General features: G+C 68.2%; 23 protein-coding genes. 6 read left to right on the top strand and 17 right to left on the bottom strand.

All coding sequences use genetic code 11. The features are described from left to right. Positions 1 to 130 precede the first annotated feature (130 nt). The gene (locus OK17_RS07110) at positions 131 to 1,153 is read left to right on the top strand and encodes an LLM class flavin-dependent oxidoreductase (protein ID WP_461417040.1); all 1,023 of its coding nucleotides are present in this window, start codon (positions 131 to 133) and stop codon (positions 1,151 to 1,153) included. A gap of 85 nt (positions 1,154 to 1,238) precedes the next feature. Here OK17_RS07110 and OK17_RS07115 read toward each other — a convergent pair whose 3' ends face one another. Next, a complete protein-coding gene (locus OK17_RS07115; protein WP_461417041.1) occupies positions 1,239 to 2,093 on the bottom strand; it encodes an SDR family NAD(P)-dependent oxidoreductase in 855 nt (284 codons plus the stop codon). Between the two features lie 222 nt (positions 2,094 to 2,315). On the opposite strand from OK17_RS07115, the gene OK17_RS07120 reads away from it, so the two are divergent. After that, the gene (locus tag OK17_RS07120; protein ID WP_232716411.1) at positions 2,316 to 3,197 is read left to right on the top strand and encodes a helix-turn-helix transcriptional regulator; all 882 of its coding nucleotides are present in this window, start codon (positions 2,316 to 2,318) and stop codon (positions 3,195 to 3,197) included. Here the strand turns inward: OK17_RS07120 and OK17_RS07125 are convergent. After that, positions 3,155 to 3,778, bottom strand: a complete 624-nt coding sequence (locus OK17_RS07125) for a maleylpyruvate isomerase family mycothiol-dependent enzyme (protein WP_461417042.1) — start codon at positions 3,776 to 3,778, stop codon at positions 3,155 to 3,157. The genes OK17_RS07120 and OK17_RS07125 overlap by 43 nt on opposite strands. A gap of 71 nt (positions 3,779 to 3,849) precedes the next feature. Between OK17_RS07125 and OK17_RS07130 the strand changes: the two genes are divergently transcribed. Further along, positions 3,850 to 4,287: a MarR family winged helix-turn-helix transcriptional regulator gene (locus OK17_RS07130; protein ID WP_461417043.1), complete on the top strand. Its 438-nt coding sequence runs from the start codon at positions 3,850 to 3,852 to the stop codon at positions 4,285 to 4,287. On the opposite strand, the gene OK17_RS07135 is transcribed toward OK17_RS07130, so the two are convergent. The 11 genes from OK17_RS07135 to OK17_RS07185 all read right to left on the bottom strand — a co-directional run bounded on the left by OK17_RS07135 (position 4,278) and on the right by OK17_RS07185 (position 17,412). After that, positions 4,278 to 4,904, bottom strand: coding sequence for a GyrI-like domain-containing protein (locus OK17_RS07135; protein ID WP_461417044.1), 627 nt, complete (start codon positions 4,902 to 4,904; stop codon positions 4,278 to 4,280). The genes OK17_RS07130 and OK17_RS07135 overlap by 10 nt on opposite strands. A 22-nt stretch (positions 4,905 to 4,926) precedes the next feature. After that, entirely contained in the window at positions 4,927 to 5,730 is an 804-nt protein-coding gene (locus OK17_RS07140) for an ABC transporter permease (RefSeq protein WP_154881824.1), read from the bottom strand. Then, the gene (locus tag OK17_RS07145) at positions 5,730 to 6,713 is read right to left on the bottom strand and encodes an ATP-binding cassette domain-containing protein (RefSeq protein WP_461417045.1); all 984 of its coding nucleotides are present in this window, start codon (positions 6,711 to 6,713) and stop codon (positions 5,730 to 5,732) included. Before OK17_RS07145 ends, OK17_RS07140 begins: the two co-directional genes overlap by 1 nt. Next, the gene (locus OK17_RS07150) at positions 6,710 to 7,222 is read right to left on the bottom strand and encodes a GbsR/MarR family transcriptional regulator (RefSeq protein ID WP_232716400.1); all 513 of its coding nucleotides are present in this window, start codon (positions 7,220 to 7,222) and stop codon (positions 6,710 to 6,712) included. Before OK17_RS07150 ends, OK17_RS07145 begins: the two co-directional genes overlap by 4 nt. A gap of 69 nt (positions 7,223 to 7,291) precedes the next feature. After that, positions 7,292 to 7,777 (bottom strand): PPOX class F420-dependent oxidoreductase, encoded by a 486-nt coding sequence (locus OK17_RS07155; RefSeq protein ID WP_232716398.1) that lies wholly within the window; start codon positions 7,775 to 7,777, stop codon positions 7,292 to 7,294. Between the two features lie 25 nt (positions 7,778 to 7,802). Further along, on the bottom strand, positions 7,803 to 8,978 hold the full coding sequence (locus OK17_RS07160) for a serine hydrolase domain-containing protein (RefSeq protein ID WP_232716396.1): 1,176 nt from the start codon (positions 8,976 to 8,978) through the stop codon (positions 7,803 to 7,805). 76 nt (positions 8,979 to 9,054) lie between these two features. Further along, positions 9,055 to 10,359 carry a polysaccharide pyruvyl transferase family protein gene (locus tag OK17_RS07165; RefSeq protein ID WP_461417046.1) on the bottom strand — a complete coding sequence of 435 codons (1,305 nt, stop codon included), beginning with the start codon at positions 10,357 to 10,359 and terminating at the stop codon, positions 9,055 to 9,057. Positions 10,360 to 10,445: 86 nt separating this feature from the next. After that, the gene (locus OK17_RS07170; protein ID WP_461417047.1) at positions 10,446 to 12,071 is read right to left on the bottom strand and encodes an FAD-dependent monooxygenase; all 1,626 of its coding nucleotides are present in this window, start codon (positions 12,069 to 12,071) and stop codon (positions 10,446 to 10,448) included. A gap of 110 nt (positions 12,072 to 12,181) precedes the next feature. Next, on the bottom strand, positions 12,182 to 12,577 hold the full coding sequence (locus OK17_RS07175; RefSeq protein WP_232716389.1) for a PIN domain-containing protein: 396 nt from the start codon (positions 12,575 to 12,577) through the stop codon (positions 12,182 to 12,184). 75 nt (positions 12,578 to 12,652) lie between these two features. Continuing rightward, positions 12,653 to 14,080 carry an FAD-binding oxidoreductase gene (locus OK17_RS07180; protein ID WP_461417048.1) on the bottom strand — a complete coding sequence of 476 codons (1,428 nt, stop codon included), beginning with the start codon at positions 14,078 to 14,080 and terminating at the stop codon, positions 12,653 to 12,655. 119 nt (positions 14,081 to 14,199) lie between these two features. Then, a complete protein-coding gene (locus OK17_RS07185) occupies positions 14,200 to 17,412 on the bottom strand; it encodes a BTAD domain-containing putative transcriptional regulator (protein ID WP_232716385.1) in 3,213 nt (1,070 codons plus the stop codon). Positions 17,413 to 17,526: 114 nt separating this feature from the next. Between OK17_RS07185 and OK17_RS07190 the strand changes: the two genes are divergently transcribed. Then, a complete protein-coding gene (locus tag OK17_RS07190) occupies positions 17,527 to 17,883 on the top strand; it encodes a VOC family protein (protein ID WP_232716382.1) in 357 nt (118 codons plus the stop codon). A gap of 30 nt (positions 17,884 to 17,913) precedes the next feature. Continuing rightward, positions 17,914 to 18,477 (top strand): mismatch-specific DNA-glycosylase, encoded by a 564-nt coding sequence (locus tag OK17_RS07195; protein ID WP_006865040.1) that lies wholly within the window; start codon positions 17,914 to 17,916, stop codon positions 18,475 to 18,477. 197 nt (positions 18,478 to 18,674) lie between these two features. Here the strand turns inward: OK17_RS07195 and OK17_RS07200 are convergent, their stop codons facing one another. From OK17_RS07200 to OK17_RS07215, 4 genes are read right to left on the bottom strand one after another with little or no spacing between them, the layout of a single operon-like run. Next, complete coding sequence (locus OK17_RS07200; RefSeq protein ID WP_232716380.1) at positions 18,675 to 18,971, bottom strand: DUF503 domain-containing protein; 297 nt, start codon at positions 18,969 to 18,971, stop codon at positions 18,675 to 18,677. Between the two features lie 10 nt (positions 18,972 to 18,981). After that, entirely contained in the window at positions 18,982 to 19,812 is an 831-nt protein-coding gene (ppk2, locus tag OK17_RS07205; protein ID WP_232716378.1) for a polyphosphate kinase 2, read from the bottom strand. Between the two features lie 27 nt (positions 19,813 to 19,839). Further along, positions 19,840 to 20,823 (bottom strand): malate dehydrogenase, encoded by a 984-nt coding sequence (locus OK17_RS07210; protein WP_232716377.1) that lies wholly within the window; start codon positions 20,821 to 20,823, stop codon positions 19,840 to 19,842. Continuing rightward, a complete protein-coding gene (locus tag OK17_RS07215; protein WP_406566974.1) occupies positions 20,820 to 21,308 on the bottom strand; it encodes an META domain-containing protein in 489 nt (162 codons plus the stop codon). The genes OK17_RS07210 and OK17_RS07215 overlap by 4 nt, the downstream gene beginning before the upstream one ends. Positions 21,309 to 21,364: 56 nt before the next feature. On the opposite strand from OK17_RS07215, the gene OK17_RS07220 reads away from it, so the two are divergent. Further along, positions 21,365 to 22,579, top strand: a complete 1,215-nt coding sequence (locus OK17_RS07220; RefSeq protein ID WP_461417049.1) for a hypothetical protein — start codon at positions 21,365 to 21,367, stop codon at positions 22,577 to 22,579. Positions 22,580 to 22,582: the final 3 nt, after the last annotated feature.

Genomic DNA, 22,582 nt, shown 5'->3' on the forward strand with positions numbered 1-22,582 from the left:
GGTGATCCATTCGGTCGAGTCCGTGTCCACCCGACTATAGACGCGACGCTTGCGGTGCCGACCTGCTTCAACTTCCGCGCGCGATGATTCCAGGCGTGGCGTTCGGTTTCGCCGATGACACAATCTGTCCATGCCACAGCGCGGTGAACCACTGCAGAAACTCGGTTTTCTGACGATCGGCCGGTTTGACGAGAACGACCCACGGGCAGGTCATCTCGAGACCCTGCGGATGATCGAACTCGCCGAGGAACTCGGGTTCGACAGTGTGTGGTTGCGCAATCGGCACCTCCAGTACGGGATCTCGTCACCGGTCGCGGTGCTGGCGGCTGCGTCGATGCGGACCAGCCGCATCGAACTGGGTACCGCCGTCATCCCACTGGGTCTGGAGAATCCGTTGCGGTTGGCCGAAGATCTCGCGACCGTCGACCTCCTCAGCGACGGACGGCTCAATCCCGGCGTCTCCGTAGGCGTCCCGATGCGCTACGACGACTTCAAGACCTCGCTCTACCCGGAAACCCACGACATGGAGAACTTCTCCAAGGATCGCGTCATCCGTCTCCTCGACAATCTGCGTGGCGAACCGGTCAGTGACTTCGAGGGCACCGTCGGTATCGAACAGTTCTCTCGTAGGGTGCAACCGCATTCACCGGGCCTTGCCGACCGGGTGTGGTACGGCGGCGGCAGGTCGTCGGCGATCTGGGCCGGCGAGCAGGGCATCAACTACCTGACGTCGTCAGTGGTCACGATCGAGGGCACCGACTCCCGGGACTTCGCAACGATCCAGGCCGAGAACATCGACGCTTACCGGGCGCACCACGTCGATCCCGCCCGTGCCCGGGTGTCGCAGGGCCTCGTCGTCATCCCCACCGATTCGGCGACCCCGGAACAGATCCGCAAGTACGAGGACTACGCCGCAGCAAGATTCGAGCGCACCCTCACGCCGCAGGGGCCGCGCGGAATGCTGTTCGCACCTGACTACGTGGGACCGTCCGACGAGCTCGCCGAGCGGCTCTGGGACCACGCCGGCTTCCAGCGGGCCACCGAAGTGGCCATCGCTCTGCCGTTCTCGTTCGACGAGCCGGACTACCTGCAGATCGTCGGCGACCTCGCCGGACGACTCGGCCCTGCGCTGGGATGGTCGCCTGCTGGCTGAGCGGCACCAGCCTGCCCACGGCAGGCGTCATTTCGGTGATGCGACCGCGATCGAAGTCGCATCACCGAAATGAGGTCGCATGGACTCAGCCCTGGTGATCCGAGGTCACCGCGAGTTCTTTCGCGGCGTCGAACTCTGCCCGGAGGGTGTTCAGCCGGGCGTCGGCGAACTCGAGCGAGTCCGAACCCAGGAGCTGATGCAGCGGCGCGTCGCCCTCCTCGGCGACGGTGATGATGGCCGCCGCGGCGCGGACCGGGTCGCCGAGCTGGGTACCGGGCATGGCCAGGTGCGCCCGGGTCATCTCACGGATGGCGGGGTAGGCGTCGACCGTGGACTCGGGCAGACCCAGCGAGGTGGGACGCAGGAAGTCGGTCCGCAGGTAACCGGGTTCGATCAGGTTGACGGCGATGTCGAAGTCGGCGACCTCGGCGGCCAGCGACTCGGTGAGGCCCTCCAGGGCGAACTTGCCTGCGCTGTACAGGCCCCAGCCAGGAAACGTGGTCAGGCCGAGGATCGACGACACGTTGATGATGTGGCCACTGCGGCGTGCCCGCATCTGGGGGAGCGCTGCCCGCAACACGTTCCAGACCCCGAAGATCTGGACGTCGAACATGTCGCGGGCCTCGGCGTCGGTGACCTCCTCGATTGCGGCGAGGAAGCCGTAGCCCGCGTTGTTGACGACCACGTCGATGCCGCCGAAGCGATCCTGCGTGGCCGTGACGGCAGCGGTGACCTCGGCTTCGTCTGCGAGCGACACCTGCAGAAGGAGAAGGCGACTCGTGTCGACACCGGGGAGGGCCTCGATCAGTCGATCCTTCGAGCGGGTGGTGGCGGCGACGTTGTCACCGCGCTGCAGCAGTTGTGTGACCAGCTCCAGGCCGAGGCCGCGCTCACCGCCGGTGACGAACCAGGTGGCCGGACGGTCGGTGGGGTAGTTCATGATTGCCTCCTGTGGGTAGGGCTGATTTCGATACGGTTCCTCGCAAGCTCGTCGCCTACTCGATCAGCGGTATCGCGGTTCTCCTGTCGAACCGGTGACAGCAGAATCGCGTTCCGAAAGGCGCTGTGGGACGCCATAACTGACCACCTCGAACCCAGGACCCGGCAACCTGGGACCGACAGACCCAGGCACGGTCCGCACCGGGCGCGCATGATGGTGGGCATGGCCGATCTGAATCGAGAACTCGCGGACTTCCTCCGCCGTGCTCGGGCCGCGCGCGACCCGCAGGAGGCCGGCCTCCCCGACGACGGGCGGGTTCGCCGCGTCAAGGGACTGCGGCGCGAAGAGGTGGCAGTGCTGGCCGGAGTGTCCACCGACTACTACACGCGCCTGGAGCAGGGCCGGCGCATCATCCCGTCGACGCAGGTCATCGACGCGATCGGGCGTGCCCTCGGACTCGACGACGTAGGCCGCACCCATCTGCACGACCTGGTTTCGGCGACTCGAACTCCGCGCACCGCCGCACGCTCGCGCTCTGCGGTACAGCGGGTGCGACCGGGACTGCGCCAGCTGCTCGATTCACTCGACGCGCACCCCGCGCTGGTCCTCGGCCCTCGGACCGAGGTGCTGGCGGCCAACCGGATGGCGTGCGCATTGTTCGCCGACTTCGAGCGCATGCCCGGACGCGAACGGAACTACGCTCGCTGGATGCTGCTCTCCGACGACGCGCGCAACCTATTTCTCGACTGGGAGGTGCAGGCCCGCAACGCCGTCGAGGCACTCCGGCTCGAGGCCGGACGAGCACCGGAGGACCGCGACCTCATCGAACTGGTGGGGGAGCTGTCGGTGTCGAGCCCGGAGTTCCGGCAGTGGTGGTCGGAGCATCAGGTACACCAGCGCACCTTCGGTTCGAAGCGGCTCGTCCACCCGGTCGTCGGCGAGGTCACCGTCGACTTCGAGACCTTTGTGCTGCCCGGAGACAACGAGCAGGCTCTCTACCTCTACACCACCGAGCCGGGATCGGCGTCCCGGCAGGCGATCTCGATCCTGGCCAGCTGGAGTCAGCCCGTGCGTGAACCCGAGTCCGAACCGTCAGACGGCTGAAGCGCGCTCGCCGGTACACGCCCGCCGAAGACCATCAGGATGTCGCGAATCGGGGCCTCGACGACCCGGCCCGACCCGGCTGCGAAGTCGACGTCGGTGGCCACGAACCGGAGGCCGCGGTTATGGCGTCGGGCGAAGAACGGGAAGGCGACATCCCAGATCTCCTGCGCTGCGGCCGCGGCGGCGTCGACCGGCATCGGACGATCGATACCGAGTGGCACGGCGATGTCCTGGCCGTGCAGGAGGGAGTCGAGGAGGGGCGCACGTTCATTGGTCGCGAACGGGTGGCGCCGTGAGCCGACCATCGCGCGAAGTTTCTCTGCCGCCTCGGGCGGCGTCGTCGGATCGCGGAGGGCCATCTCACGGATCATGGTGTTGAAGCGGAAGCCGTACCGGAGGGCCGAGGTGATCACCTGTCGTGCGTCCGCGTGGCTTTGTGTGAGGTGGACGGCGACGTCGCGGACCGTCCATCCGGCGCACAGCGAAGGTGTCGCGAGCTGTTCGTCGGAGAGGGATTCGATCAGCGCGGCCAGGTCGATCCGCTGCTCGTCGACGTGGTTCCACAGGGTGTCGCTGTCCATGACGGGCTCCCGTTCCGAATGGTCAGGATGCCTGACAATATTAGTCAGGATTCCGTACTAAAGTCAACGGTATGACCGACGAACGACCCGCCCTCGGTGTCCTGATGTTCGTGGCCCACCGGTCCATCGAACGGCGGGTCATGGCCCGGCTCGCCGCCGTCGGGGCCGACGACATCACCCTCGCGCAGAGTCGCGTGGTGCAGCGGCTCGCGCCCGAGCCGATGCGGCTGACCGACCTCGCCGAGCAGGCGGGGGTCACCAAGCAGACCGCCGGCGGTATCGTCGATCAGCTCGAGGCCGCGGGATACCTGGTACGCGTTCCCGATCCGTCGGACCGTCGGGCCCGACTGGTGACCCTCAGCGACCGTGGCGTCGAACTGTGTGAGATCGCGGCGCAGGAGGTCGAGGCCATCGAACAGGAATGGCGTGATCATCTGGGCGCAGACGACTTCGCGGCTCTGGAGAAGTCGTTGATCCGTTTGCGTGAGATCACCGATCCCTACCGCTGAGTCCTCTCGACGGGTTGGCGCAGGATCGTGCGGAGTTTCTCCGGCGGGGTCTTGCGGAAGTCGCTGAAGTAGATCTCGTGGTGTCGCCCGGTCATCCTTAGGTCGTGATCCGGGATGAACTCGTCGTGCATCCGCGCGAGAACGGGTGCCTCATCGTCGAAGGAACCGAGGTGCAGGGTCTGGACACAGAGTCCCTCGTCGAGCGTTGCGGTCCGGAGGTCGTCGAGCCGGGGCGGTGGCTTCTTCACGCCGACGGTCCCGATCACCGCGGCAATCATGTCGTCGGGCAACCACCCTGGGACCATGACCATCAGTGTCCAGTTCCATTGCGTCTTGTCGCGGGCGCCGGTGAACACGGTCATGTCCTCAGCCCACCACTGGCCCTCAAGCGGTGGGACCACGTAGTCGCGTGCGAGTCCGCGGCTGCTCGCGAACTTGAGCTTGTAGGCGACCGGGTACAGGGTTTTGATCGCGGCAGTGAAGTTCGGGGAGTCGTTGGGATCGCCCTTGCCGTCGATCATCAGGTACCGCATGGGCGGGACCTCGAGGATGAGGAACTCGCCCCGTCCGGCCTGGTAGGAGTCGAGTGTCTTCTTGAAGTCGACCTTGTCGCTCAACGGGTTTCGCTCCGGTCCTCGGTCACGAGGTGATGGCCCGGCGTTCGTAGGTGCGCAGGGCGAGTCCGTACGACACCGCGCCGATCCCCAGACTCCAGGCGATCGCGGCGATCACACTGCCAGTGGACACCGTTGCAGCGGTGAGGGCTCCGCGGAGAACCTCGGTCACCGGGGTGAACGGTTGGTACTCCGCGAACTGTTTGACCCCGACGGGCAACGAGTCGGCGGGAACGAAACCGGTGCTGAGGAACGGCATGATCGTCAGGAACATCGGCGAGTTGCTGGCGGTCTCGACGGTGTCCGCGGCGAGGCCCAGGTAGATCGCGAGCCAGATCAGGGCGATCGAGAACAACACGGTGATGCCCAGTGCGCCGAGCCATCCGAGCGGGTCGACGGTGGGGCGGAAGCCGAGGGCGATCGCCACCGCGAGAACAATCGCAATGCTGAACAGCGCCTGGATGAGGCTGGCCAGGACGTGGCCGACGAGGACCGATGACCGTCCGATGTCCATGGTGCGGAAACGGTTGATGATTCCTGAGGTCATGTCCATCGCGACGACGATCGCCGAGCCCTGCACGGCTGACGCGATGGTCACCAGGATGATCCCGGGGACGACGTAGTCGAGGTAGGCGGCACGCCCGGTGGCCCCGCCGGACGTGGTCATCCCGGCACCGAGCTGCCCGCCGAAGACGAAGACGAACAGCAGCAGGAACACTACCGGTAAGCCGACGAGCATGATGGTCAGCGACGGGTACTTGACGAGGCGTCGGAGGTTGCGGCGCAACATGACCCGGGAGTCGGACACGGCGTAGGTGAGGGTGCTCATCACGCGGCTCCAGATGTGTCGGCATCGGTCTCGGTGGAGTCCTCGGCCGGGGATCCGGTCAGGGCGAAGAAGACGTCGTCGAGGGTGGGGGTGTGGACGTGGACGTCGGCAACCTCGACGCCTGCGGCGTCGAACACATTGAGTGTGGTGCGGATGGTGGAAACCGTGTCGTCGGTGGCGATGTCGAGCCGCCGTGACTCGTGGACCGGCCGCGCGGACGGGAGAAGTCGCCGGGCCGAGTCGAAGGCGGCGTCGTCACCGAACGCCAGCCGCACCTCGGAATCGTGAACTCGCTTCTTCAACTCGGCGGCGGTGCCCTCGGCGACGATGTGGCCGTGATCGAGCACGGCGATGCGGTCGGCGAGCTGGTCGGCTTCCTCCAGGTACTGGGTGGTGAGGAAGATCGTGACCCCGTTCCCGGCGAGGCCGGTGATGATGTCCCACAGCACGCGTCGGCTGCGCGGGTCGAGCCCGGTCGTCGGCTCGTCCAGGAAAATGACGTGCGGGGTGGAGACGAGGGTCATCGCGAGATCGAGGCGGCGTCGCATGCCGCCCGAATAGGTCGACACCGCCCGATCCGCGGCGCCGGCGAGGTCGAACTGTTCGAGGAGTTCCTCGGCGCGCCGCCGGCCCGCCGTGCGTCCGAGGTGACGGAGATCTGCCATGAGGGTCAGGTTCTCGCGTCCGGTGAACAGGTCGTCGATGGCGACGTACTGGCCGGTGACGCCGATGATCGATCGCACCGCCCTGGCTGCGGTCACCGTGTCGTGACCGTCGATGGTCACACTTCCGGAGTCGGCGGTGAACAGGGTCGAGGCGATGGACACGGTGGTGGTCTTGCCCGAGCCGTTGGGGCCCAGCAGTGCGGTCACCGATCCGGGCGGGACGGTCAGATCAATGCCGTCCAGAACTTGGTGCTCGCCATAGCTTTTCGTGAGTCCTCGGATGCGGATCTCGGCGCCGCCGGCGTTGCTGCGGGTCATGCGCGATCCCCTTCCGTTGTGGCCGCAGGGATCTCGCCGGCCGCGATCAGTACCTGGCGTTCTTTCTGCCACTCGGCGTACAGGGCGGGGATCCGGGTGGTGAGGAACTCGGTGAACGCCGCGATCTCGCTCAGCACTGCCCGACGTTCCGGCGTCGCGTCGCGGAGGACCTCGAGTCCTTCGCGTGCGAGTGCTCCCAGTTCCTCGTACTCCGCGTTGTCCATGCCGAGGCCGCGTGCCGAGGTGATGTCGATCGAGATGCGGTCCATCCGCTCGCCGGCGGTGCGGGTCCGCTTGACCTGACCCACGGACTCCAGCGTCGTGATGGCGTTGGTGATCGCCGACCGGCTCGCCAGTAGCGCGTCGCTCAGCTCGGCGATGGTCGGTGCCGGCGGATCGCACACCGCCAGGTAGCCGAGGACACGACCGACCATCGGCGGATAGCTGTACCGGCGCGCGCAGAACCGCGCCATGTGATCGGCGAACGTCAGCTGAGCATCGAGTGCCATGCGTCACAGTGTGCGCGCATGACTGAGATAACACAAATATGTGTCATCTGAAGCAACTACCCGGCTGGGTCAGCCGTCCTGCGCGTCCAACTTCGCGGCGACGTCGGCGGGGAAGCCGCCGGTGGCGATCGGACCCCAGTGAGTCGGGGTGATGCGGATCAGCGACTTGCCCTGTAGGCGCATCGCGGCGCGGTACTCGTCCCAGTCGGGGTGCTCGCCGGAGATGCTCCGGAAGTAGTCCACGAGGGCGTCCTCGGCGTCCGGCATGTCGAGCACCTCGGCGTCTCCGTCGACCTGGACCCAGGCGCCGTTGAACTCGTCGGACAGTACGACGACGCTCGCGACGGGGGTGTTGCGGAGGTTCGTGGCCTTCGCGCGGCCGGGGTAGGTGGAGATCACGATCCGACCTTCGCCGTCGACTCCGCCCGTGACCGGGGAGAGTTGCGGTCCGCCGTTGGACCGGACGGTGGCGAGGATCATCTGGTGCCGCGGCCGGATGAACTCCAGCAGCGCTTCGCGGTCGACGGCATCGGCTTTCGCAACGGTTCTGGCCATGCCGACGACCCTACGCCGCAACGCTTCAGGGCAGTGCGGAGATCAGACCGGCGAGGATCGCCGACACCGGCGACTCCTGCTTCCCGTCGACGGTGATGTCGTCGTCACTGTTGACCAGGATGATGATCGTCGTATCGGAGTCGTAGTCGTGGAACAACGATGAGTTGAAGCCGGGGAAATCGCCGTCGTGGCCCCACCAGCCGTCCCGGTTGCCGATACCGATGCCGTAGCCGGCGCTGGCGGTGTTGGGCGGGGGAGACGTCAGGATCGAATCGCGCCGTAGTTGCTGTGTTGCAGGATCGAGCACGCCCCGACCGGTGAACAGGGCGTCGCCCCAGCGCTGCAGATCGTCGAGGGTCGAGATCACCGCGCCGGCGGTGAAGGCGAAGGACGGGTTCCAGTTCGTGGAGTCGACCGTCTGGCCGGCCGGTTGCCCCTGGCTGGTCACTCCGTCGAGATGCGGGTCCGGGATCTCGACGGACCCGCCCGGCCACGACGAAGCTGCCATGCCCAGCGGTCGGAAGATCCGTTCGTCGAAGGCGTCGCGAATCGGTTGTCGCAGCACCCTTTCGATGAGGAGTCCCAGCAGCACGTAGTTGGTGTTCGAATACTGCCAGCCCGCCCCGGGTACGAAGGCGGGCGGCAACGACTTCGCGGCGTCGACGAGTTCTCGTGGCGCCCAGTCGTATCCGGGATCGGCGAAGAACCTCTGCGTGAAGGTGTCGGACAGGGTGTACGACGGGATGCCGCTGGTCATGTCCGCGACTTGACGGACGGTGGCATTTCCGTTGGGAGCCTCGGGGACGTACTCGCTGATCGGATCGTCCAGCGAGACGCGTCCGTCCTGGACGAGTTGCAGCAGGATCGTCGCGGTCATCGTCTTGGTGAGCGACCCGATGCGGGTGTGATCGGATGCGGTGATCTGCCGGTCCTGACCCTCGACCGCGGTGCCGGCCGTGCCCGTCCAGATGCCGGCCGGCGAGATGACGCGAGCGATGACGCCCGGGAAGCCGCCGGACGATCGGAGGTCGTCGAGCACCTGCTGGAAGGCCGCGCCGCTCTCGGCAGACACCGATGTCGGGGTGAGGCTCGACCCTGGTGAGGACGACTGGGATGGCGAACAGGCGGCGATGCCCAGCACCGCGGCCACGCCGCACACCAGAACTCGCAGGACAGAGGGGCGCGCAGGCCGACGGGTCATCCTGCGATCCTCCCGTGCGGCGACCGGAACAGCCAGTTCCTCGGACAATCCGGCGCAGAATTCGCGCCGGCGGGTGTCAGGCGCGGTGCGCCAGGAACGGGGCCACCGGGTAGATGTCGAGTGCGGTGGCGACCTTGGCCTCGATGGCGCGTTCACGATCTCCCGCGCCGAATCCGACGGCGGTGGGGCGATCGGGGATCGTGTCTCCCGAATCGACGATGCTCCAGGCCGATCCGGCCTCGAGGAGGGATCGGTGCTTGGTCGAGTAGTAGACCGGCATCGGCACGATCGCCACACCCGGGTCTCCCGCCGCAGCCGCGATGAGATGCGGGTGGAAACGGGTGCTGATCCAGGTGTTGCCCTGCCCAGCGGGCAGGCCCCCGAACCAGACATCGCGGAAGTTGAGAACACGCGCGCCGTCCAGACGCGAGCCGAGACGGAACGGCACCTCGTAGTCGTGACCCGGGATTCCCTCGACGACGGTGACCGCCGATCCCGGGACCTCCCAGGCGTCGAGGGTGTCGTGGACGAACGCAGCGAGCGCTTCGACCCCGGAACCATTTGGCCCGGTGAACTTCTCGGTGAGGTCCGACTGCAGGCAGAGCACTACGCCGCGACCTTTCCCGGGTGTGTCGGCGGGTCTTTCGTCGCGGTAGACCGCCGGCTGTGGCCGGTGTAGCGCGAGCCAGGCGTCGTCCCCGGAATGCCGCACACCGACCGCGCCCTCGAGCGCCTGCGCCGACGCGGTGTCGCGCACGTCGACGATGTCGAACGCGCCCAACGCCGTGACCAGGGCCGTCCATGCCGGTTCCTCGACCGTCGGCACGAGGCCCTGACCGGTGGCCACGAGCTTCGCGCCCGATCGGCCCGACACCGCGGCGGCTGCCACGAGCAGCGAGACATGGTGCGGCCACACACTGTTCACGTACCCGCCGCCGAGTAGGTGGATGGTGGTCGCCGAGTGCAGCAGATCGATGCCGGCCGTGAGACGCGGCGCCAGGCCGGCATCGAGGACCGCGCGTCCGACCCACGACCACGGGGCGGCGGGTTCGGTGTCGGAGGCGTAGTTCGAGAGTTGCCACAGCGTGTCGACGACACGCAGATTCGGGTGTGCGTCGCCCATAAGAGCGCTCGCCGATCCGGGGCTGTGGCAGTCCAGGATCACGGTCGCCTGGGGGCGGATGCGTGCAAGGCGGCGCAACCATGTGCGCGCGATGAGTTCGTCGCCGTAGTTGGGATAGCCGGTCGGTGCGATCAGGTAGATGACCTCGCCGGAACCCAGGGCGCGACCGACAGAGGAGTCACTCGCCCGGCGTCGCGCCGATGCCTCCACACGGTTCGCCAGCGCGCGAACACGCTCCACCTGCCCCCATTTCGTCATGGTGAGAGATTACGGTGGCGACCAAGCGGTGCCACTCGGCGGTCGGGAGACCGGTGCCACTCGGCGGTCGAAAGACCAGGGTCACGTCACGCGAACGTCGCGCGGAGGTAGGCGAGTACTGCGGCGGTGTCGTCCAGTGGGCCGCGGTACCCGAGATGGCCATCGGGGCGGATGACGAAGGCCGTCGATCCATCCGGAAGGTACCCGGCGGCGAAGCGACTCTCGGTGTCGCGGAGCAGTGGCAGGTCGGTGCTGCCGACCTGCGCGGTCGGCGCCGCCACCACGTGGGCGCTCATGTGCCCGCGCGCCGCCTCGGTCACCTCGGCGGCGAGGTTCTCGAGTACGGCCACGTCCTCGGCTCCCGCGGTGGCGTCGGCGTACAGCACCAGAGCGTGGTCGACGCCGCTCAGCAACGAGTACAACCGGAGCGGATGATTCACCGAGTCACGACCGAGCCCGGCGGCATCCGGGGCCCGTTCACCCGCCCGCGGTGCGGCGGGCGCGGAGGGGATCGTCGAACCTGCGGTGATCGGGATGTCTGCGTAGGAGATCAGCAGTTGGGCTTCGCGCCGAGTCACGAACTCCACGTCGGCGGAGCCGATGCCCTCCCGCGCGTCGCGGACCGTTCGGCCGACGACCTCTTCGCCGACCGGGCGTCGTTCCAGGTCGTAGGTGTCGAGCAGGCCGGGAGCCGCGTCACCGGAGACGGCCAGGGCCAGCTTCCACGCGAGGTTGTGAGCGTCTTGCACGCCGGTGTTCATGCCCTGGGCCCCGGTCGGCGGATGGATGTGCGCGGCGTCCCCGGCCACGAACACCCTTCCGCGACCGTAGGAGTCGACGATCCGGTGGCTGATGCGGAACACCGACGACCACCGCAGGTCCGACACGGTGGCGGGTTCGGGTGACAACCGGTCGACGACGGCCTGGATGTGCGACAGCTCCGGTGTGCGAGTGCCCTCGAAACCGTGGGCGACGCCGTCACCGCCGGAGGCCGGGCCGATCGCGAGTTCGTCGGGCACGAGCATCGACATGCGATACCGACCCCGCCCCGGCAGGGGGATGCACACCAGCAGATCGTCGGTGGTGCCGTCGGCGGCCTGGTGCATGGCGCGGATCGCGTACCCGCGGGGCATCGACCAGTCCACGGCGACGTCGCCCAGCATGTACTGCTCGGCGAAGGCGCCACCCTCGAAGCTCAGGCCCAGACCCTTACGGACCGTGCTGTGCGCACCGTCGGCTCCGATCAGATAGCCCGCGCGGACGGAGGTCTCGACGCCGGCCGCGTCGGTCAGGGTGACCGTGACCCCGTCGTCGTCCTGGGTGAACGCCGAGACGCGCACGCCGCGCTCGACCTCGGCATCGAGGTCGGTCAGACGGTCTCGCAGGACGCGCTCGGTGGCGTATTGCGGCAGCAGGTGAAAGCGGAAGGGCACGTCGGCCGGCGTGACCAGGTCGATCCGTGACACCTGGGCGCCGTTGACGAACACGAACTGTCCGCGCATCTCCATGCCCGCGTCCAGGATCGGTTCGATCACCCCCATGCCCTCGAAGACCTCGAGGGTGCGAGGTTGGATGCCAACGGCTTTCGCGTACTGGGGAGGCTCGAGGAGCGGGTCGACGATCCGGACCCGGACACCTCGTCGGCGGAGTTCGATGGCGGCGGTCAGCCCGATCGGACCGGCGCCCGCGACCAGTACATCGACGTCGTGCATACAGAGACCCTTCGTCGTCCGGCGTCTGAGGTGTTCCCGGACCGGATTATTCGCCGAACGACCGGTACCGGTGCGGTACTCGGGAAATGTGGCACGGCATCGTCGCGGACTCAGCGCGGGATCGACGACGGTCCGAGGATCTCGGCGCCCAGTGCGGTGACCCGGGCGCGCAGCTCGCGATCGGCGGTGACGACCACGCGACGACGATCAGGGTGGTCGCCGACGACGTCGACGATCGTGTCGTCCCCCGACGCCGCGGCCTCGACGACCGTCACGTCGGGAACCGACGCGACCCCGCGCGCTCTGCCCTCCACGACGAGCACGACCTCGATCGGTCCGGTCAACGCTTCGAGACCCGGCTCGGCGAGTAGCGCGAGGCGGTCTCTCAGCTGCTGCGCTGCACCCCTCCGATCCCGCCACCAGCCGTCCGGTACCGAACCGACGACGTTCGCGCCGTCGACGACGAGCAGCGGGACGTCGAGGTGGGACGGGTTCGGATCGGTCATGTCACCCATCAGCCCACACGTAGGCGTTGTCGCGCAAGCCCTCTCGCGGCTACTCGGTGTGCACCGGCTCGGGTGTCAGGCGATGTCGCCGTGACAGAAGCGGTCGTGCGGGTCGAGCGTCGCCTTGATGTCCAGGAGCCGACGGCGGTGCTCGGCGCTGTATGCGTCGGCGGCGCGGCCGGCACGTTCGGCACCGGAGGTGAAGTTCAGGTAGGTGGCACCGGTGACGTAGGGCGCGAGCTCGGTGCGGGTCACGCGCAGCGTCGATTCGACGGCGAGCGCCACATGCGGGTCGGGAACCATCGAGATCAGTTCGAGGAGGAATTGCCCGGAGCGTGCCCGGTCGTTCGCCGCGCCGGCCGCACCACGTGCGATCGCGCCGCCGGCGTGGCGGATCTCGGCGGAGACGATGAGCGGTGCCGAGCCCGGCTCCGGGCGAGCGCGACCGGCGACCACATCGATGGCCTCGTCGTGCAGCTCGTCGAACCACTCGGTGGTGACCATGACCGGCATCGGTTCGGTTGGGTCCATGCTGATCGCGTCCACTGCGTCGAACGGCATCTCGTCCCACAGGTCGACCAGGGGTGTCCGCCAGTTCCGCCACTCGTCGACGATCACCCGGCCGGTGGCGATGTCGCCGGACCAGCATCCGCGCACCACCGCGAAACTCCCGCCGCGCAACGGCTCCGGGACGTCGTCGGTGGGCGGCAGGTTCAGGATGGTGACCGCAGAGGTCAGGGCCTCCGGCTGGGCCGGTGCCCAGTCGCGGAACCGGCGCATGATCTCCTCGGCGTCGTCGGCCGGGTAGAAGAGGTTGCCCGCGTACACCGTGGTCACGTCGACGAGGGCGATCTCCATCGAGGTGACCACGCCGAGGCTGCCCGCGCCACCACCCCTCAGCGCCCAGAAGATGTGCGGGAAACTCGCCTCGCTGACGCGGATCGGCCTGCCGTCGGGAGTCACGAGATCGAAGGCCAGCACGGCATCCGAACCCAGCCCGAAGCGGCGCCCGAGCCAACCGAAACCGCCGCCGAGGGTGAAGCCGACCGCGCCGACGATGCTCGCCGAACCCATCAGCGGCGCGAGGCCGTACGGAACCGCGGCGTCGAGCACCGCCTTCCAGGTGGCACCGGCGGCGACCCGGGCGGTCCTCGTGACCGGGTCGACGGTCACCGCGGTGAGACGGGACGTGTTGATGAGCAGGCCGCCGTCGGCCGGCACCCCGGTCCCGTGACCGGTGGCCTGGACCGTGATCCGCAGATCCTCCTCGGCGGCGAACCGCACGGCCTCGACGACGTCGAAGTGATTCTCGGGGATGGCGATCACCGACGGCCGATGGATGACGAGCCGGTTGAAGCCGGCCCGTGCCTCGCGGAAACCGGCATCCCCGGGGCCGAGGACCTCGCCGGCCATCCGGTCGCGCAGCTGCGCGAGCACCGAGGTGCGGGTGCGTACGATCAGCCGTTCGGGGCGGCCGGTCGGTGAGGTGGGGGTCGCGGTCATACGGTGGGTCCTCGGATGTGGCCGGCGTCGCCGGGCGGTCGGTCAGGTGTCCGGGCGGGCCGGGTTCGGACACCAGATTCACCGACGGTTCTTGAGGGCGACTTGAGGCGGACTTGGGACTACGCCGTCGGCGAGACGCCCCATGCCGCGGCGAATCCGTCGACCCGTTCTACCAGCGCTTTTGCCTCCTGCGCCACGGCGATGGCGCGGGCGCGGGCGAGCGTCGTCCCGAATTTCGACGCCGGACGTCCGTTGGCGTACTCGTATCGGGCGCGGACGAGCAGACGGTGAGCGTCCCCGTAGTGTTCCCCGGTCCGTTCGGCGAACTCGTCGGCTCGATCCAGGAGGGCGGCCGCATCGGTCAGCTTTCCGGCGGTGACCAGTATCTCGGCATGTAGTCCGAGCCAGAATCCGTCGCCGGTGCGCGCCTGGTCGGTGTTGCCGGGCCGGTCGGGGCGGGGGTCAGCGGTCTCCAACCGGTCGATACGGACCAGGGCGTCGTCGATGTCGCCGGCCATGGCACGAGCCCACCAATACATGCGTTCGCCGCCACGACGCAGATAGGCGAGCGGGCCCGCACTCTCGGAGTCGATGATCTGTCCGGCGTCGAGTGCCCACTCCGCATCGCCGATCGTCGCCGCGGCGCCGACTGCGAAGATGGCGGTGCCCAACCGGGACCTGGGGTCCGGACGCGCGTCGGTGATGGCGGCGAACAGCGCGCGACCGGCATCCCGGCCGAGGTGGACCGTGGCCGCCCAGGCCCGGAAACCGCGCGCCATCGTCAGTTGGTCGTCACGGAGTCCTTCGACGTCCTCGAGCGGTCCGTATGTGTCCAGGATGCGATGCGCCGCACCGTAGTTGCCGCGGGTGAACTCGTCGATGCCGGCGGCCTGCATGCCGAGGTGGACGACGACGGGATCGTCGGACCGTTCGGCGCGGGCGCGGAGATCATTCGCGAGCCGGTGTCCGGTGTGCGCGTCGGCGACCTGGATGTGCGCGGCGCAGCGCGCGTAGTCGAGGGAGGCCAGCAGCCGCCGGTCACCGAGCGTGGTGGCCAGTGTGCGGGCGCGTTCCTGGAGATCGGGATCGGCGGCGAAGTAGCCGTGTACGGAGACCTCACCGGCGAGTTGTGTGGCGATCGCCCGCAGTTCGGCCTCCTGGTCCCCGGTGGCCCGTGCGAGTGTCGACGCGTCACCGAAATGCCGTTTCGCACCGTCGAAGTCGTAGGTACGGAGGGCGATGTCGCCCGCGGTCAGCAGGGCGCTGGTCGTGCGCGCCCGGTCGGCGAGCGGCCCCGCCGACCACAGGTGGCGGGCGACCCGGCTGACCGCATGCGGTGAGGAGTTCCCGGCGAGTGCGTCGGCGATGGCGAGGTGGATACGCCGCGCGCGCCTCGACGGGATACCGTCGGCGATCGCCTCGCGGATGATGTCGTGGCTGAAACCGAATCCGAACGGGTCGTCGGGACCGAGGTCGACGACCCCGGCGGCGGAGGCGGGTTCGAGGGTGTCGAGCGCCTCGTCCACGGGTCGTCCGGCCGCGGTTGCGAGCAACACCAGGTCCACCCGGGTGCCGATGAGGGCGGCGATGTCGAGGAGTTCGGTTGTCTCCCGCGACAGTCCGAGGAGCCGTTGACGCACGACGTCGCGTACTCCGGACGGCACGGCGTTGCCCGCGATCGAACCCTGATCGGCGAGAATGCGTGCCAGTTCGCGGACGAAGAAGGCGTTGCCGCCGGTGCGGCGCTCGATCGAACTGACCGTCGCGACCTCGGGCCACTGTTGTGTCTCGCGGCGGATCAGCTCGGAGATGTCGTCCCCGCGGAGGGAACCGACGTGGAGACGGCGGTGTTCGGGGAGTCGTGCCAGCGTGGCGAGGGTCGACGCGACGACGGGTCGGTGGGTCGGTGACCGCAGCGAGGCGAAGAACGTGACGCCCGGCGTCCGTCGAGAGGCCATGTGCGCGAACAGTTCCAACGAGGCGCCGTCCGCCCACTGGAGGTCGTCGAGGACGATGATCAGTTTCGAGGTCTCGGCGACGCCGTCGAGGAGGTCGGCGGCTTGGTCATAGAACTGGAAACGCGCTGCGGCGTCGGGCATCTGACGCGGCGGCGGGATGACGTTGACGCCTTCGGTGACCATGCGGCCCAGAGCGCTGTCGAGGAGTCGTTCCCGGTCGGCCGGATCGAGCTGGGGGAGTACCGTGCCGAGGATCTGGACCCACGGCCACATCGACGGTGCCGCGGGATCGTCGACGCACCGCCCCCATAACACCCGCAGGTCGGCCGCGCCGGCCGCGCGTCGTCCCGCCTCGTCGATGAGGGCGGTCTTACCCGCTCCCGGTTCACCTTCCACCACGACGACCCCACCGTGCCCGGTCATAGAGGCGAGAACCGCGCGATGCAGCGCGGCCAGTTCGTCGGTTCGCCCGACGAGCGTCGGCGCGTCGTCGAGGGCTTCCCGATCCGGTGGTGTCTCGGTGGCTTCGACGCGACCGGTACTCGGGGGAATGGTTGCCACCGTGAGGGATTCGCGTGTGAGGGATTCGCGCGGAGTGAGTGGAGCATCGAGGTGCGGTGCGTGATCGAGGATGTCGCGTTCGAGTTCTCGGAGCCGTGGGCCCGGGTCGACGCCGATCTCGTCGGCGAGGATGCGTCGGGCATTGGCGATCGCGCCGAGTGCATCGGACTGCCGGCCGAGCCGGTACAGCGCGGTGGCGAGCAGAACCCAGAGTCCTTCGTCGAGTGGTGATCTCTCGACGGCACTGTCGAGTTCGGTGACCAGCAGATGATGGTCACCAGCGGCCATGCGTGCCTCGAAGGACATCTCGCGCGCCGCGCCGAGCATACGGTCGAGATGGTCGGCGGCCTCGTCGCGGAACGCCAGTCCCTCGAACTCCGGGAGGATCGGCCGGTAGGCGTCGAGGACCTTCTGCAGGAGCGGGGCCGCGGCGGCGGTGTCGCCCTGCTGCATCAGGGTTCGTGCCGAGGTCAGATCCGCGGTCAGCCGGCGCAGGTCGACCTGATCCGGCGTCGTCGGCAGGCTGTAGCCGGTTCCGTGTGTGAGCAGCACGGTCGACGGACTGCGCGGTTTGCGGTCGGGTTCGAGGGCCTTGCGCAGGCCCGAGATGTAGGACTGCAACGACACCTCGGCGCGATCGGGTGGTGAGTCGCCCCAGATGCCCTCGATCAGCCGGTCGGCACGAAGCGGCGCACCCTCGGCGAGGACGAGCTGCGCGAGTGTGGCCCGCTGCTTGCGGGTGCCGAGTTCGACGGGATCGGAACCGATCTGGGCGCCGAGCCCGCCCAAGACCGTGTAAGAGAGTCCGAGCATCAACGTGAGTGTAGTGCTCCGGACCCCACCGGGGAGGGGTTGTGGGCGAGGTCCGGTCCTTCATCCGACAGACGCCGGCGCCGGATGTCGGTGGCCGGCGATAGGTTGGTGCGCATGAGTCTCGCAGTGGGCATGATCACCGTCGACACCCTCCAGCCGATGCCGCTCGCCACGTGGTGGGCCGAGGCGCTCGGTGGCCGGATCGTCCAGGAGAACGACGGCTTCTTCGTCGTCCTCTCGCTGGCAGAGGGTGCACCCCTCCTTGCGTTCCAGCAGGTAGACGACCCGACGCCGGGGAAGAACCGCATCCATCTCGACCTCACGACCGACGACCGCGAAGCCGAGGTCGAACGACTCATCGCCGCCGGCGCGACGAAGATCGCCGACCGCGAGATGCCCGGCTTCGGCTGGGTGACGCTGGCCGATCCCGACGGCAACCAGTTCTGTGTCGCCGGGCAGCACGAGGCCTAGGTGCCCCCGACCGACGTCTAGCCTCGGGGGATGGGATTCACCAGGGCCGAACTCCTCGAATACCGGGACCGCACCGTCGACGACCTCGTCGGTGACGACTGCCGATTGCTGTTCGTCGGGATCAACCCCGGCCTGTGGACCGCCGCCACCGGCGCCCATTTCGCGCGGCCCGGCAACCGCTTCTACCCGGCGCTGGCACGCGCGGGGATCGTCGACCGGGTGATCGACGCATCACGGGGCATGTCCGAGGCCGACGCCGAGTTGCTGACCGGACGCGGGATCGGCATCACGAACGTCGTCGCCCGCGCCACCGCGACCGCCGCGGAACTAACGGTCGAGGAGTTCCGGGACGGCGGTCGTCGGCTGCGGGAACGCGTGCGGGAGATCCGTCCGCGAGTGGTGGCGGTCGCCGGGATCACCGCCTACCGCAGCGCCTTCGGGCGACGCGACGCGGTGTCCGGTCGCCAGGAGGAGACCTGGGATGGTGCCCAGCTCTGGGTGGTCCCGAACCCCAGCGGACTCAACGCGCACGAGACCGTCGACTCGCTGGCCGCCGCATACCGGGAGGCCGCGGTCGCGGCGGGTGTGGTGTGAGCGGGTTTCGCTGACCCCCGCCCTTGCTGAAAACCGCCCTGAGGTCCGCCCGCAGCAAACCGCCCCCGAGATCCGCCCGCAGCAAACCGCCCCCGATTTGCACCCTGGACAGCTCCGCCGGCGACATAGTGTCAACGGTCGCCCTCTGGGGGGTGCACTTCAGGGGTGGTTTTCAGTCGGACGACGCGGGTCGGGTCTCAGAGGTCCTCGGAGGTGATGATCCGGCGTCGCACCGACAGCAGTTCCACCTCGGGATGGTTGGCGGCGGATCGTTCGACGGCGTCGAGCACGTCGACGACGTGGCTCCGGTCGGCCGCCACCACGCTCGTGCCGATCACCGCGCGCCGATGCATCTCGAGGTGACCGACCTCGGCCGCAGACACCGAGAACCGTCGACGGAGTTCGGCGACGATCGGCCGGACAACCGACCGTTTCTGTTTCAGCGAGTGCACATCGCCCAGGCGATAATCGAACTCGGCGAACCCGATCCACATCAGAACGCGATCAGTGGTCGGTGCGGATCAGCGTCGCCACATGGTCGGGAACGTACTTGGACAGCGATCGAGGCGGCCGGCGATAGTTGCCCGACTCGATCGGCCGATTCGGCAGAGTCACCTCCGGGCGGGGCACCTCGTCGTAGTCGATGCTGTTGAGCAGGTGCGAGATCATGTTGAGCCGCGCATGCTTCTTGATATCGGATTCGACGACGTACCAGGGGCTCAGAGCGGTGTCGGTGTGGACCATCATCTCGTCCTTGGCGCGCGAGTAGTCCTCCCACCGGTACACCGACTCGAGATCCATCGGGCTCAGCTTCCACTGTCGCACAGGGTCTTTCATCCGCTGGCGGAAACGCTTGAGCTGCTCGTCGTCGGAGACGGAGAACCAGTACTTGCGCAGGATGATGCCGTCGTCGATGAGCATCTGCTCGAAGATCGGTGTCTGCCGCAGGAATCGGGTGTGTTCCTCGGGTGTGCAGAACCCCATGACCTTCTCCACTCCGGCACGGTTGTACCAGGACCGGTCGAACAGCACGATCTCGCCCGGCGCCGGTAGGTGCGCGACGTAGCGCTGGTAGTACCACTGGCCGCGTTCACGGTCGGTCGGCGCGGGCAGCGCGGCGACACGTGCGACGCGAGGACTGAGGTACTGGGTGATCCGCTTGATGGTGCCGCCCTTGCCTGCGGCGTCGCGGCCCTCGAAGACCACCACCACGCGAGCGCCGGTCTCGCGCACCCATTCCTGGAGTTTGACCAGCTCGGTCTGTAGCCGGAAGAGCTCGGCCTCGTAGACCTTGTTCGAGATCTTCTGAGGCTTCTTCTTGTCCTTCTTGGCCATGGGAAGAGCCTACGGGCTGACGACCGTTCAGGAGGTCAGAGCGGCGTCGCGTTCGGCTTCGAGTTCCGCGACCGAGGCGTCGATCCGTTCCCGAGAGAAGTCGTTGATCTCGAGTCCCTCGACGATCTCCCACTGACCGTCGACCGAGCGCACCGGGAACGAGCAGACGATGCCCTCGGGCACGCCGTACGCGCCCGGTGACGGCAGCGCGGTGGAGGTCCAGTCGTCGGCGGCGGTTCCGTGGACCCAGTCGTGCACGTGGTCGATGGTCGCGTTGGCCGCCGATGCCGCCGAGGAGGTGCCACGCGCCTCGATGATCGCGGTGCCGCGGCGCGCGACGGTGGGGATGAAGTCGTCGACGAGCCATTCGCGGTCCGCGGCGAGGTCGGCGCCGGTGCGGCCGCCGACGCGCGCGTGGAAGATGTCGGGGTACTGCGTCGCCGAGTGGTTGCCCCAGATGGTGACCCGGCTGATCTCGCCGACCTCGACCCCGGCGCGGTGGGACAGTTGGGCGATCGCGCGGTTGTGGTCGAGGCGGGTGAGCGCGGTGAATCGCTGCGGCGGGACCTCGGGTGCATGAGCGGCGGCCACCGCGGTGTTGGTGTTGGCGGGGTTACCCACCACGATCACCCGGATGTCGTCGGCGGCAACGTCGTTGAGGACCGCTCCCTGTGCCGCGAAGATGTCGGAATTGGCCGCGAGCAGATCGGCGCGTTCCATGCCCTTCGATCGCGGACGCGCACCGATGAGCAGGGCGAAACTCGCACCGTCGAAGGCCTTGCGCGGGTCGTCGAAGACGTCCACGGACTTCAACAGGCCGAAGGCGCCGTCGTCGAGTTCCATCGCGGTACCCACGGCGGCCGGGACCGCCTGGGACAGCTCTAGGAGTCGGAGGGCGATGGGCTGGTCGTGACCGAGCATCGCGCCCGCGGCGATGCGGAAGACGCTGGCGTATCCGATGCTCCCGGCCGCACCGGTCACGGTGACGACGGCCGGTGCGGGACGATTCACGAGTACTTTTCGGTCAGCAGGACCTGGACTCCCGGCCCGGAGAGCACGAGTGCGTGACCCACCGAGTACCAGGTGATGGGCTCCCTGGTGAGTGTGGTGATCCACTCGTCGGCGCCCGCTCGGGGACCGGGGCAGGCCATCATCGTCGAGGCGAGCGAGCCGACGCGCAGCACCGAGCCCTCGACCGTCATCTCGCCCACGTGCCGGTTGCAGCCGGCGAACAGCGAGATGCGGTTGGCGGCGGTGAAGGTCAGCTGAAGGGGGCCACCACCGGGGATCTGGGGGCCGGTCACCGCCGTCGACGAGTAGGACTTGCCGACGAAGGGCGGAACCGCCGGCGCGGCGACACCCGGACCGGCCGCGAACGCACCGAGACCCGACACGAACAACACCGCGCTGACCAGAGCAACAATGCGTAAGCTGATGCGATGTTCGCGGGCTGGGTGGAGTACGCGTGCCGTCTGACGGCGATCCCCGAGGCTCACGTTCACTACGGTAGCCGACCGGGTGGGGAATGCGATATGGCCATCGGAGGTGAGATGTGGTTTCGGTGACCTGCCGGACCGAATACCTGACGGGACGCCACCACGCTTCCGCAGGTGCCGCGTGGATCGTCATGATGGTCGCGCTCGTCGCACTCGTCGGGCTCAACATCGCCGGCGTCGATGGTCTGCTTATCGCGGCGGTGGTTGCCGGACTCCTCGCCTTGTCGCTGTTCGCGGCGGCATACGGCCGACTGGGCGAGCGGGGAGCGGTGTTGCTCACCGTCGACGACGACACCGTCTACTTCGGCGACGAGGACCACACTTTGGTGTCCTACCCGCTGAGCGCGCTGCGGTCGTTCGCGATCGGTGGTCCGGCCTACGAAACCTCGGCGATGACCGGCAGGCAGGCCCAGCACCTCACCGTCCTCGGGCAGAAGTACCTGAAGCTGACCTTCGCGCGTCCACAACCAGGCTCCGGCGCCGGGTCTGATGAGGACCGCGACCCCGACCTCTGGCAGGTTGCGATCGTCGAGGGCGATCCGGCCGCGACCGCGGTGATCGACCGGCTGCGAGCGCATGCGCCGCAACGTGTTTCGACGACCAAGGACGCGGGACGCAAGTCCGGTCAGGAGCAGGCTGCCGACCGGCCGGCGACGGTGTCGGTGGGGCAGATGCACCTCGACCACGACTCCTCGGATCGCGAGCACACACCGGTCGATCTACGCCGGCCCCGCATCGCCGACGCGGGCTCGGACGAGGCCGCGCAACGGTTGTGGGAAGAGGCGACCCGCCGCCACGACGAGGTGCTCAGCGCCTACGGCACCTACGAACTCGACCCGGCGCTGCTGCTGAAGTACCCGGCGGTCACCGACGTCACGGTCGAACAGACCCAGACCTTCCACCTCGCGCTCGATGAGGCCACCGCCCTGCGTACCGACGCCTACCCGGGTAACCGCGGTCGCGCCGACGCCTACCAACAGTCCGTGGCCGCACTCCGGCGAGCCTGGATCGCGTGTGAGAAGCACGGACGACGCATCGGCGCGGGCTACCTCGAACCCGCTGACCAGAACGCCCTCGACACCGCACTCAAGCTGTACAACCACGCCGAGGCGAGCAACACCCCGGCCGAGCAGGCCACGTACTACGGGCGCGTTCGCGACATCGTCACCACGATGACCGATCGCGGCGTCCTGCATCCGCCGGAGGCGGCGGTCGCGGAACTGAACGCGGTCACGCGTCGCGCGCTGGAGGCCGGGACCTCCAATGCGTGACGA

This window comes from Gordonia sp. GN26 (assembly GCF_054823965.1).